9 protein-coding genes and 2 pseudogenes are annotated in these 11928 nt (G+C 72.7%); 5 read left to right on the top strand and 6 right to left on the bottom strand.

All coding sequences use genetic code 11. The features are described 5' to 3' along the window. Nucleotide 1 precedes the first annotated feature (1 nt). From G7070_RS10225 to G7070_RS10210, 4 genes and pseudogenes are all read left to right on the top strand, one after another. Nucleotides 2-1552, top strand: coding sequence for an FtsW/RodA/SpoVE family cell cycle protein (locus G7070_RS10225; protein ID WP_206079722.1), 1551 nt, complete (start codon nucleotides 2-4; stop codon nucleotides 1550-1552). Further along, nucleotides 1549-2974 (top strand): annotated as a pseudogene (locus G7070_RS10220) (peptidoglycan D,D-transpeptidase FtsI family protein). Before G7070_RS10225 ends, G7070_RS10220 begins: the two are co-directional and overlap by 4 nt. Nucleotides 2975-3033: 59 nt before the next feature. After that, entirely contained in the window at nucleotides 3034-4869 is a 1836-nt protein-coding gene (pknB, locus tag G7070_RS10215; protein ID WP_166235180.1) for a Stk1 family PASTA domain-containing Ser/Thr kinase, read from the top strand. A 109-nt stretch (nucleotides 4870-4978) separates the two neighbouring features. Continuing rightward, the gene (locus tag G7070_RS10210; protein WP_166233648.1) at nucleotides 4979-5617 is read left to right on the top strand and encodes an aminodeoxychorismate/anthranilate synthase component II; all 639 of its coding nucleotides are present in this window, start codon (nucleotides 4979-4981) and stop codon (nucleotides 5615-5617) included. A gap of 24 nt (nucleotides 5618-5641) precedes the next feature. Here the strand turns inward: G7070_RS10210 and G7070_RS10205 are convergent, their stop codons facing one another. Beyond that, nucleotides 5642-6316 (bottom strand): DUF881 domain-containing protein, encoded by a 675-nt coding sequence (locus tag G7070_RS10205; protein ID WP_246227003.1) that lies wholly within the window; start codon nucleotides 6314-6316, stop codon nucleotides 5642-5644. A gap of 185 nt (nucleotides 6317-6501) precedes the next feature. Between G7070_RS10205 and G7070_RS10200 the strand changes: the two genes are divergently transcribed. Continuing rightward, nucleotides 6502-6834 carry a cell division protein CrgA gene (locus tag G7070_RS10200; RefSeq protein ID WP_246227001.1) on the top strand — a complete coding sequence of 111 codons (333 nt, stop codon included), beginning with the start codon at nucleotides 6502-6504 and terminating at the stop codon, nucleotides 6832-6834. Between the two features lie 77 nt (nucleotides 6835-6911). On the opposite strand, the gene lysS is transcribed toward G7070_RS10200, so the two are convergent. The 5 genes and pseudogenes from lysS to G7070_RS10180 form a co-directional block, all read right to left on the bottom strand. Further along, nucleotides 6912-8378, bottom strand: a complete 1467-nt coding sequence (gene lysS / locus G7070_RS10195) for a lysine--tRNA ligase (protein WP_166235176.1) — start codon at nucleotides 8376-8378, stop codon at nucleotides 6912-6914. Nucleotides 8379-8492: 114 nt separating this feature from the next. Then, nucleotides 8493-9905, bottom strand: a complete 1413-nt coding sequence (locus G7070_RS10190; RefSeq protein ID WP_166233646.1) for a glucose-6-phosphate dehydrogenase — start codon at nucleotides 9903-9905, stop codon at nucleotides 8493-8495. A gap of 56 nt (nucleotides 9906-9961) precedes the next feature. Beyond that, a complete protein-coding gene (locus tag G7070_RS19450) occupies nucleotides 9962-10189 on the bottom strand; it encodes a methylated-DNA--[protein]-cysteine S-methyltransferase (RefSeq protein ID WP_284690931.1) in 228 nt (75 codons plus the stop codon). A gap of 89 nt (nucleotides 10190-10278) precedes the next feature. Beyond that, nucleotides 10279-10431 (bottom strand): annotated as a pseudogene (locus tag G7070_RS19445) (methylated-DNA--[protein]-cysteine S-methyltransferase); the annotation flags it as partial. Continuing rightward, nucleotides 10428-11900, bottom strand: coding sequence for a DNA-3-methyladenine glycosylase 2 (locus G7070_RS10180; RefSeq protein ID WP_166233645.1), 1473 nt, complete (start codon nucleotides 11898-11900; stop codon nucleotides 10428-10430). The gene G7070_RS10180 and the pseudogene G7070_RS19445, both read right to left, overlap by 4 nt. Nucleotides 11901-11928 lie beyond the last annotated feature (28 nt).

Here is an 11928-nt window from a genome sequence, read left to right as displayed (position 1 = left end):
GATGGCGGAGGTCGTGGTCTACCGCAAGCGGACGGTCGTCTCCGCGCTGATGATGCTGTTCGCGCTGGCGCTCGGTTCGGCCGGGTACCTGATGGTGAGCATGAACCAACACGACGGCGCGCTGCCCGAGGGCTGGCCGGCCGCGCTCGGCGCCTGGTTCGGCCTGGGCGCGATCGCCTGGGGCGTCGTGCGCTGGCGGCTGCCGTACGCGGACCCCCTGCTGCTGCCGGTGGTGTTCCTGCTCAACGGGCTGGGCCTGTCGATGATCTACCGGCTCGACCAGGCCGACGGTCTGGCCAGCGCGCGGCTGCAGCTCACCTGGCTCGCCGTCGCGGTCGCCGTGTTCAGCGTCACCGTCTTCCTGCTGCGCGACCACCGCGTCCTGCAGCGCTACACCTACCTGTGGTTCGTGGCCGGCTTCCTGCTGCTGCTGTCCCCGCTGGTGCCGGGGCTGGGCAAGGAGAACCACGGCGCCCGGATCTGGATCGAGTTCGGCCCGTTCTCGTTCCAGCCCGCCGAGATCGCCAAGATCGTGCTGTCGATCGCGTTCGCGTCCTACCTGGTGGAGAAGCGCGACGTCCTGGCGACCGCCGGACGCCGCTTCCTCGGCATCGACTTCCCCCGGCCCCGCGACCTGGCGCCCATCGGCGTCGCCTGGGTGTTCAGCCTGATCATCCTGGTGTTCGAGAAGGACCTGGGCACGACGCTGCTGTTCTTCGGGCTGTTCGTCGCGATGCTCTACGTGGCCACCGAGCGTCCCAGCTGGGCGATCCTCGGTGTCCTGATGGTCGCGGTGCTCGGCGTCGTCGGCTACTCGATGTTCGACCACGTCCAGACCCGGTTCTCGTCCTGGCTGAACCCGTTCTCCGACTACGACAAGAACCTCCAGGTGATCAGCGCGCAGTTCGGCTTCGCCTGGGGCGGGCTGTTCGGCACAGGCTGGGGGCTCGGGCGCCCGTACCTGACGCCGCTGGCCAAGAACGACTTCATCGGCGCCGCGATCGGCGAGGAGCTCGGCCTGTACGGCCTGTGCGCGCTCGTCGTGCTGTTCGGCGTCATCGTCGCCCGGGTGCTGCGGGCGGCGCTGGGGTCGAGCGAGCCGTTCGGCAAACTGCTGGCCACCGGCCTGGCGTTCGCGTTCGCGCTGCAGGTCTTCATCATCCTGGGCGGCATCACCCGCCTGCTGCCGCTGACCGGCCTCACCACGCCGTTCGTGTCGCAGGGCGGCAGCTCCCTCATCTCGAACTACCTGCTGCTGGCGCTGATGCTCACCATCACCCACCAGGTCCGCCGGCCGCAGGCCGAAGCGCCGACCGGCGAGTTCGCGTCCCTGTCGGCCGAGGCCACGCAGGCCATCCCGGTGCAGCGCGCGCCGCAGCCCGACCCGCACGCCGAGCCCCCGCGTCCCGACCCCGCCGCCTTCGGCGCCGACGAGCCGCTCGGCATGGACGAGCCGCTCGGCATGGACGAGCCGACCGTCGCCCAGCGCGCCGTGCCCGCCCCCGGCTCGCCCCCGGAGGCCCCCCGCGACCCCGAGGAGGGAACCCCATGAACGGGCCCATCCGCAAGGTCTCCGTCGTCGTCATGGTCATGTTCCTGGCCCTGATGCTCAACGCGTCCTTCGCCTACGTCGTCCGGACGCCGTCGCTCACCTCCGATCCCGCCAACCGGCGCGTCCGGGACGCCGAGTTCGGCACCGACCGCGGCGACATCATGGTCGGCAACACCCCGATCGTCACCTCGTCGCCCGTGCAGGACCGCTTCCAGTTCCAGCGGTCCTACGCCCAGGGCCCGCTGTACGCCCACGTGACCGGGTACTACTCGTTCCTGTACGGCGGCTCGGGGCTGGAGAAGTTCTACTCCGCGCAGCTGTCGGGCACCTCGGACTCCCAGTTCCTCCAGAACCTCGTGAACGCGGCGACCGGCAAGAAGCCGCAGGGCGCCACGCTGGAGACGACGCTGGACGCCCGCGCGCAGCAGGCCGCCGCCCAGGGCCTGGGGAACCGCCCCGGCGGCGTCGTGGCGATCGACTACACCACCGGCGCGATCAAGGCCCTGGTGTCGTCGCCGAGCTTCGACCCCAACGCCCTGGCCTCGCACGACCTGCAGGCCACCCAGGACTCCTGGAAGGCGCTCACGACCGACCCGGCCAGGCCGATGAACAACCGGGCCGCCCGCGAGGTCTACCCCCGGGCTCGACGTTCAAGCTGGTGGTGAGCGCCGCCGCGCTGGAGTCGGGCATGACCCCGGACACCGAGGTGCCCTCGCCCGCCAAGCTCACGCTGCCCGGGTCGACGTACCAGCTGTCCAACTCCTCGGGCTGCTCGGCCGACCCCACCTCGCTGCGCCAGGCGCTGCAGAGCTCCTGCAACACCGCCTTCGCCAGCGTCGGCGGCCAGCTCGGCGCCGACAAGCTGCGCGAGCAGGCGCAGAAGTTCGGTTTCGGCGCCAAGCAGTTGCCCGAGCTGGACGGGGTCGCGAGCCGCTTCCCCGACAACCCCGACCCGGCCCAGACGATGCTGAGCTCGATCGGCGGCTACGACGTCGCCGCCAGCCCGCTGCAGATGGCCATGGTCGCCGCCGGCGTCGCGAACAACGGCGTCGTGATGGACCCCTACCTCGTCAGCAGGATCCGGGGCGCCGACCTCAACGTCATCAGCACCCGCAGCCCCGCCAGCTGTCCACGGCGATGTCGAGCGCGAACGCCCGGGCGCTGCAGGACATGATGGTCAGCGTCGTCGAGAACGGCACCGGACGCCGCGCGCAGATCCCGGGCGTCCGGGTCGGGGGCAAGACCGGCACCGCGAACACGGACGGCGACCGCGCGCCCTACGCTTGGTTCGTCGCCTTCGCCGACGACCCGGCCATCGCCGTGGCCGTGTTCGTGCAGGACGCGGGCGTCGACGGAAGCGAGATCTCGGGGGGTCGCTATGCTGCCCCGATCGCCCAAGCAGTGATCGAGTCGATGCGATGAACGACCAGCACGTACCGCGCCGGGCCAAGTACGACCCGGACGCCACCAGGGAGGAAGTCATGATCGACCAGCCGAGGATCCTCGGCGGGCGCTACCAGGTCGGCCGGGTGATCGGCCGGGGCGGGATGGCGCTGGTCAGCCAGGCGCGCGACCTGCGCCTGAGCCGCGACGTCGCCGTGAAGGAACTCCGCATCGACCTGGCCGGCGACCCGACGTTCCAGGAGCGCTTCCGCCGCGAGGCGCAGGCGGCAGCGGGCCTGAACCACCCCAACATCGTGTCGGTCTACGACACCGGGGAGGAACTGGATCCGCACAGCCAGACCCGCGTCCCGTTCATCGTCATGGAGCTGGTCGAGGGCAGGACGCTGCGCGACATCCTGCGCGAGGGCCGCCCGATCCTGCCCCAGCGGGCGCTGGAGTTCACCGTCGGCGTCCTGGAGGCGCTGGCCTACAGCCACCGCGCGGGGATCGTCCACCGCGACATCAAGCCCGCCAACGTGATGCTCACCACGACCGGCATCGTGAAGGTGATGGACTTCGGCATCGCCCGCGCCGTCTCCGACACCTCCTCGACGATGACGCAGACCGCGGCCGTGATCGGCACCGCGCAGTACCTCTCGCCCGAGCAGGCGCGCGGCGAGTCCGTCGACGCCCGCTCCGACATCTACTCCGCGGGCTGCCTGCTGTACGAGCTCCTGGTGGGGCGCCCGCCGTTCCAGGGCGACTCGCCCGTCTCGGTGGCCTACCAGCACGTCCGCGAGCAGCCGGTACCGCCCAGCCAACTCGACCCCGAGGTCACGCCCGCGATGGACGCGGTCGTGCTGAAGGCGCTGGCCAAGAACCCCGACGACCGCTACCTGACCGCCGAGGAGATGCGCGACGACGTCGCGCGGATCCTCGAGGGGCGGCCGGTGACGGCGACGATCCCGCTGGCCGGCGCCGCGCTGGTCGCCGGCGAGGCGACCGAGCTGATGCCCGCCACGGCGCCGACCGTCGCGCCGACCGTGGTCTCGCCGAGCGAGGCCCCCGTCGAGCCCGAACCCGTGCCGGAGAAGCCCCGCAGCAGGGCGCGCCTGTGGTGGACGCTCGCCGTCGTGGCGCTCCTGCTGGTCGGCCTGGTCTCCGGCTGGTTCCTGCTGCAGCAGCAGTCGCGGCCCAAGCAGGTGCAGGTGCCCGCGGTCATCAACCAGACCCAGCCGCAGGCCGAGTCGGCGCTGGCCGGGGTCGGGCTCAAGCCCGACATCGAGTTCGTGCACGGCCCCAACGACGCCACCAAGGACCGGGTCGTCACCAGCAGCCCGCAGCCCGGCACCGAGGTGCTGGAGGGCTCCACGGTCAAGCTGACCATCAACCAGGGGCCGCTCTTCCTGACGGTGCCCCCGGGCCTGACGGGCAAGTCGTTCGCCGAGGCCAAGCAGGCCCTCGTGACAGCGGGGTTCAACGAGGCGTCCATCCTGCAGGAGGAGGCCGACCGCGAGTCGGCCGACGACAAGCCCGACACCGTCGTCGCCGTGGATCCGCCGTCGGGGTCCTCGGTCGCGTCCGACTCGACCATCCGCCTGCAGGTCGCCACCGGGCGCGCCAAGGTGCCCTACGTCCGGGGGAAGACGCTGGCGCAGGCCGAGCAGACCCTGAAGGACGCCGGCTTCACGAACCTGGCCACCCAGGAGGCCTTCGACCCGAGCATGAAGGCCGGGGAGGTCATGTCCACCAGCCCGGACGCGGACACCACGGTGCAGCGGTCGGAGAAGATCACCATCATCGTCTCCAAGGGCCCCGAGCCGACGCCGACCCCGACGCCGACCTCGGCCACCCCGACGCCCACGAGCACCCCGACGTCCGCCAGCCCGTCGCCGACACCCACCAAGTCGGGGGACGACGACGAGAACCAGTGACAGATCCCCGACGCCCGCCGGACGCCGCCCCGCGCGGCCCGGCGGGCGTCGGCGTCTCGCCGCAGATCCGGACGCGGCACCGCGCGCGACCTGAGGGAGAATGGACGCCATGGCAAGGATCCTCGTCGTCGACAACTACGACTCGTTCGTCTGGAACATCGTCAGCTACCTGGCGCAGATCGGCGCGCAGGTCGACGTCTGGCGCAACGACGATCCCCGGTTCGAGGACCCCGACTTCGCGGCGCCCTACGACGGCATCCTGCTCTCCCCCGGCCCCGGAACGCCGGAGGCCGCCGGCGTCTGCATCGACCTGGTGCGCGGCCGCGCGGGCACGCTGCCGATCTTCGGGGTGTGCCTGGGCCTGCAGTCGATCGCGGTCGCGTACGGCGGCGTGGTGGGGCGCGCCCCCGAGTTGCTGCACGGCAAGACCTCGAAGGTCTTCCACGACGGGCAGGGCGTGTTCGCCGGGCTGCCGTCCCCGTTCACCGCGACGCGCTACCACTCGCTGGCCCTGGACCCCGCGACGGTCCCGGACGTCCTGGAGGTGACGGCGCGGACGGCGTCGGGCGTCATCATGGCGGTCCGGCACCGCGACCTGCCGGTCGAGAGCGTCCAGTTCCACCCCGAGTCGGTCCTGACCGAGGGCGGCTATCAGATGCTGGCGAACTGGCTGGCCGCCTGCGGCGACCTCGACGCGCCGGCGCGGGCCGCCGGCCTGGCGCCGCTGATGGCCGTCACCGACGCCTGAGCCGCGGGGACGTCCGGCGCCGCGTCAGCGCACCGCGTCCGCGCGGGCGAACGACGCGGGCCCGGTGAAGGCCGGCATCTCGGTGCGGGCCTGGCGTGTCACCTCGTAGCCCAGGCGGTAGGCGTCCACGTACTGGCGGTAGATCGTCAGGTAGCTGCTGTCGCGCAGCCCCTGCTCCATCCGTGTCTGGTCGCCGATGGCCGTGATCACGTACGGCGGCGCGTAGGGGACGCCGTGCAGCACGACCGTGTTGCCCACGCACTTGATGCCGGTGCGCGCGCCCACCCGCTGGCCCTGGATCGTCATGGCCTCAGCGCCGGCGGCCCAGAGCTCGTTCACGACCGCCTGGATGTCCTGCTGGTGCACCACGAGCAGGTCGTCGGCCACGCCCGCCGGCTGCACGGACGCCGGCGCGTCGGTCAGGGTCACGGTGACCGAGGGTCCCGACACGGGCACCGTGCCGGCCGCCTGCCCCGCGGCCTGCAGCGCGGACGCCTCCGGCCCCTGCGCCGCCCCGGCACGCCGCCGGGTGAGGTCGTCGACCTCCTGCCGCAGCGCCGCCGCGTGCTTGCTCAGGGCGTCCGCGCGGTCGGTCTCGGCGCGGACCAGCGCGATCAGCTCGGTCGTTCGCTCGGGGCGCAGGTCGTTGCCGCGGGAGGCGAGGGCGCCGACGGCCATCATCAGCCCGCGAGGACGCACACGGCGACGGTGGCGGCGCGCTTGGGCCACGACGTCACGCGGGCGCTCTCCCGCGCCTGCCGCAACACCTCCCCAGCCCTCATGCCGCCCAGCCTATGCGGCGGCGTCCAGCGGCAGGACCGCGCCGACGAGCGCGCGCGGATGAGGGGCCGCGGCGCCGCCGGTTGGTAGGCTTGGGTCGATTTGTGATCCGGGAACGAGTGGAGTGGTCGGTGGCCGACGAGAAGAAGAAGGACGCGACGAAGTCCGGCAACCCCGCGGTCGCCGCCGATGCGCGCGCCGCGAAGGACGCCAAGCGCCCCAAGAAGAAGCAGCAGAAGCTGACCACCACGCGCAGCTGGGTCGTGCCGACCTTCCTGACCCTGCTCCTGCTCGGCGTCGCCTGGCTGGTCGTGTGGTACCTCACGACCTCCACCGGCATCAGCGTCCCGGTGATGTCCACGCTGGGCAACTGGAACATGCTGATCGCCATGGTGCTGATGGCGGGTTCGTTCGGCGTCGCCACGCAGTGGAAGTGACGCCGCGCCGCTGAGCGCCCCACGACGCGACGAGGGCCCCGGGACGATGTGTCCCGGGGCCCTCGTCGCGCGTGGGCTCAGCCCTGCGGCTTGAGCAGCGGGAACAGGATGGTCTCGCGGATCCCCTTGTCGGTGAACAGCATGACGATGCGGTCCACGCCCATGCCCATGCCGCCCATCGGCGGGGCGCCGAACTCCAGGGCGTTGAGGAAGTCCTCGTCGAGCTGCATCGCCTCGGGGTCGCCCTTGGCGGCGAGCAGCGACTGCTCGGTGAACCGCTCGCGCTGGATGACCGGATCGATCAGCTCGCTGAAGCCGGTGCCGCGCTCCATGCCCCCGATGATGAGGTCCCAGGCCTCGATCAGGCCGGGCTGGTCGCGGTGCGGGCGGGCGAGCGGCTGCGCGATCGCCGGGTAGTCGCACACGAACGTCGGCTGCAGCAGGCCCGGCTCGACGATCTCGCCGAACAGCTCCACCGCGAGCTTGTCCGCGCCCCAGGCCGGGTCGAACGCGATCTCGCGGTCGTCCGCGATGGCCTGCAGCCGCGCCAGCGGGGTGTCCAGCGTGATGGTCTCGCCGACGGCCTCGCTCAGGCCGTCGTAGAGCGGCAGCCAGCGCCACTCGCCGTCCAGGTCGATGACGCCGTCGGGCGTCTCGATCTGCCGACTGCCCAGCGCGTCGGCGATGTCGACGATGATCTGGCGGGTGGTCTCGGCGATGCCGCGCTGGTCGGTCCAGGCCTGGTAGGACTCCAGCATCGTGAACTCGGCCGAGTGCGAGGAGTCGATGCCCTCGTTGCGGAAGATGCGGCCCATCTCGTAGACCCGGTCGGTGCCGCCGACCATCGCGCGCTTGAGGTACAGCTCGAGCGCGATCCGCAGCGTCATGTCGATGTCGAACGCGTTGAGGTGCGTGCCGAACGGACGCGCGGCCGCGCCGCCGTGGATCAGCTGCAGCGTCGGCGTCTCGACCTCCAGGAACCCCAGCCGGTGCAGCGTCTCGCGGATCGAGCGGGTGACGGCCGCGCGGGTGCGGACCATCGCGCGGGCCTCGTCGCGCACCACCAGGTCGGCGTAGCGCTGCCGGACGCGGGACTCCTCCGACAGGTCCTTGTGCAGCGTGGGCAGCGGACGCAGCGACTTGGACGCCAGCGTCCAGTCGGTCGCCATGACCGACAGCTCGCCGCGCTTGGACGCGATGACCCGGCCGGTGACCGACACGAAGTCGCCCAGGTCGACGTCGGCCTTCCAGCGGTCCAGGGACTCCTGGCCGACCTCGGCCAGGCTCAGCATGACCTGCAGGCGGCCGCCGTCGGCGTCCTGGGTGAACTGGTCGGCCAGCGTCGCGAAGCACAGCTTGCCGGTGTTGCGCAGGAACATGATGCGGCCCGCGACGCTCACGACCTCGTCGGTCTCCACGCCGGGCTCCAGGTGCCCCCATGCCTCGCGCACCGCCGCGAGCGCGTGCGTGCGCGGCACCTCGACCGGGTAGGCCTGTCCGCCGTCGGCGATGATGCGGGCGCGCTTCTCCTGGCGCACCTGCACCTGCTCGGAGACGGACGGCTGGTCGGGCTGCGCTGCGGCAGGGCTGGTTCCGGTCACCCCGACAGCCTATCGAGGATCGGTGCCCGCCCCGAACCGGGGTCGCCCGCGCCGGCGTCAGGCGCCGGGCGCGTCGTTCCAGGCCTGCGGTCCGTACGAGCCGGCGCTGTAGCTGTCCATCGGGACGACCCCGTCGGCCCACTCCTGCAGCAGCGGATCCAGGATGCGCCAGCTCTCCTCGGCCATGTCGCCGCGGACGCCCAGCAGCATGTTTCCGGTCAGGATCTCGTCCAGGATCTCGCCGTAGGGGCGGACCGGGGACTCGCCCAGCTGCGTCGACAGGGTGCTGGTCTCCAGGTCCCAGCGGTCCCCCTCGGCGTTCGTCGTGACGCGCAGGGCGAGCGTCTCGGGCGTGAACCCGATGACCAGGACGTTCGGGGCGGCCTCGTTGTGGAAGCCCACCGGCAGGTGCGCGACCGGCCGGAACTGGACGACGATCCCGCGGAACCCGTCGCCGAGCGCCTTGCCGCTGCGCAGCCGGAACGGCACCCCGGCCCAGCGCGCGTTGTGGATCTCGAGGGTGACCTGGGCCAGCGTCTCCGTCATGCGCTCGGGGTCCACGCCGGGCTCGGCGACGTAGTCGGGCACCTGGCGTCCGTCGATGCTGCCCGCGGTGTACCGGGCGCGGTGCGAGGACCGCTCCCCCTCGCCGGCCCACAGCCGGGTCGAGCGCAGCGTGTGGACGATGAGGTCGCGCAGTTCGACCGCGTCGATGCGGGCCGGCTGCTCCATCGCGAAGATGGCCATGACCAGCATGAGGTGGCTCTGGATCATGTCCTTCAGCGCGCCGGCGTGGTCGTAGTAGCCCGCGCGCCCCTCCAGCGCCAGCGCCTCGTCGGCGATGATCTCGACCCGCTCGATGTTGGCGGCGTTCCACACCGGCTCGAAGATCCGGTTCCCGAACCGCAGCCCGAGCAGGTTCAGCACGGTCGCCTTGCCGAGGTAGTGATCCACGCGGAACAGCCGGTCCTCGGGGATGAAGCCCGCGAGCAGCGCGTTGAGCTCCTTGGCGGTCGCCAGGCTGGACCCGAACGGCTTCTCCAGCGCGAGCCGGATGTCGGGGGGCAGGTTCAACCCGCTCAGCACCCCGATCGACTTCTGGGTGACCGCCGGCGGCAGCGCGAAGTAGAGGACGATGGGGCGTCCCTGGGCGGCCTGAGCGTCGAGGAAGGTCTGCATCTCCTTGGGGTCGGTGACGTCGAGGTGCACGAAGGTGGACGCCGCGGCCATGTCGTCGGCTCGCTGCCGGCGGCAGCCGCCCTCCTCCAGCCCGCCGCGGACGCGGTCGCGCCACTCGTCGGCCGTCATGTCGGCGGCCGCGGCCCCGACCAGGTGGACGTCGTAGGCGGGCTTGGCCCGCAGCAGCGTCCCGAGCCCGGGGAGCAGCAGGCGGTGCGTCAGGTCACCGGACGCCCCCAGGATCACCAGGGTGATCGGCGGCGGGACGGATTCGTTGGCGTGAGTCGTCACGGGTCACAGGTTAGCCCCGGCCGCCCCGGACGCCGAGGGGGTGCCGCGGGATCGGCTCAGCCGCGCTCGTGGTCCAGCAGCCAGCGCTTCTTCTCCACCCCGCCGGCGTAGCCGGTGAGCTTGCCGGTGGAGCCGACCAGCCGGTGACAGGGCACGATGATGCCGATCGGGTTGCGTCCGGTCGCCGCGCCGACGGCCCGGGACGCCGACGGCTTCCCCAGGGCGGCCGCCACCTCGCCGTAGGTCCGGGTCTCCCCGGGGGGATGGCGGCGAGCTCGCGCCACACCGCCTTCTGGAAGTCCGTCCCGCGGGCAGCGGTGGGGACGTCGAAGGCGGTCCGCTCGCCGGCGAAGTACTCTGCGAGCTCGGCCACGGCGTCCGCGGCGACGGTGTCGTCCCGCTCGCCGAGCGCCTCCTCGCCGGGGTGGTGCGCCTGGTTCTCCATGTAGAGCGCGCACAGCACGCCGTCGTCGTCCACGACGAGGGCCAGCGGGCCGACCGGCGAGTCGATGATGCGGTGCTTCATGATTCCTCCTGGGGGAGATGGTTGATCGGGTGGTCGTCGACCGCCCAGAGGTACTGGGTGGCGTAGGCGCGCCAGGGTCGCCAGCGCCGCGACGCGGCGGCGATGTCCGTCAGGCCCATCTCGGCGGCGGCCCGCTTGAGGCCCAGGTCGGTGGCGGGGAAGGCGTCCGGGTCGCCGAGGGAGCGCATCGCGACCATCTCGACGGTCCACGGCCCGATGCCCTTCAGCGCGCCGAGCGCCGTGCGGGCCTCGTCGCGGTCGGCGCCGGGGTCGAGGTCGAGGCGTCCGGACGCCAGCGCGGCGGCCAGACCGGTGAAGGTGGCGATCCGGGACGCCGGCGCGGCCAGGTGCCCCGGGGCGAGTTCGCTGAGCGCCTCGGGCGTCGGGAACAGGTGCGTCAGGCCGCCGGCCGGGTCGGTGATCGGCTCGCCGAGGGCGCGGACGAGGCGGCCGGCGTGCGTGCGGGCGGCCGCGGTGGAGACCTGCTGACCCAGCACGGCCCGCAGCGCGAACTCGGCGCCGTCGACCGTCCGGGGGACGCGGCGGCCCGGGTTGCTCGCGACGAGCGGGGCCAGCGCCGGGTCGGCCGCGAGCGCGGCGTCCACGGCGACCGGGTCGGCGTCCAGGTCGAGCAGCCGGCGGCAGCGTCCGATCGCGGGGGTGAGGTCGCGCGGGTCGCTCAGATGCAGCGTGGCGGCGACGTGGTCGGCGCGGGGCGCGAGGGCGACGATGCCGGGCCCGCCGGGCAGCCGGAGCGTCCGGCGGTACGCGCCGCCGCGCCACTCCTCCACGCCGGGGACGGCGGTGGCGGCCAGGTGCCCGAAGACGTTGGACGGGTCGAACGGGGCGCGGAAGGCCAGCCGCAGCGAGATCTCCAGCAGCCGCTCGCCGGGACGCCGCCCCGGCGTCCGGCCCTGGCCGCGCAGCGCCGACGGCGTCGCGGCGTAGACCGCGAGGATGGTGTCGTTGAACGACCGGATCGAGCCGAAGCCGGCCGCGAACGCCACCTCGGCCAGCGGCAGGTCGGTGGTCTGAAGCAGGATGCGCCCGGTGTGGGCGCGCTGCGCGCGGGCCAGGCTCAGCGGCGTGGCCCCCACCTCGGTGAGCGTGAGCCGCTGCACCTGCCGCACCGAATAGCCCAGCCGGGACGCCAGCCCGTCGACGCCCTCGCGATCCACCACCCCGTCGCCGATCAGGCGCATGGCGCGGGCCGTGACGTCGGCGCGGGCGTCCCACTCGGGCGAACCGGGCACCGCGTCGGGGCGGCACCGTTTGCAGGCGCGGAACCCGGCGGCCTGCGCCGCGGCGGCGCTGGGGTGGAAGACCATGTTGGCGGCCCGCGGCGTCCGGGCGGGGCAGGACGGGCGGCAGTAGATGCCCGTGGACGTCACCGCGGTGTAGAAGCTGCCGTCGAACCGCGCATCGCGGCTGGCGACGGCCGCCAGGCAGGTCTCTCGGTTCGGGATCATGCGTCCATCCTGCGGCACGCGGACGCCA

Origin of the sequence: Propioniciclava coleopterorum (assembly GCF_011393335.1) — a bacterium.
In the GTDB taxonomy this organism is placed as follows: Bacteria; Actinomycetota; Actinomycetes; order Propionibacteriales; family Propionibacteriaceae; genus Propioniciclava; species Propioniciclava coleopterorum.
Note: the sequence above shows the minus strand (reverse complement) of the source record. Positions and strands in the feature narration are given on the sequence as shown.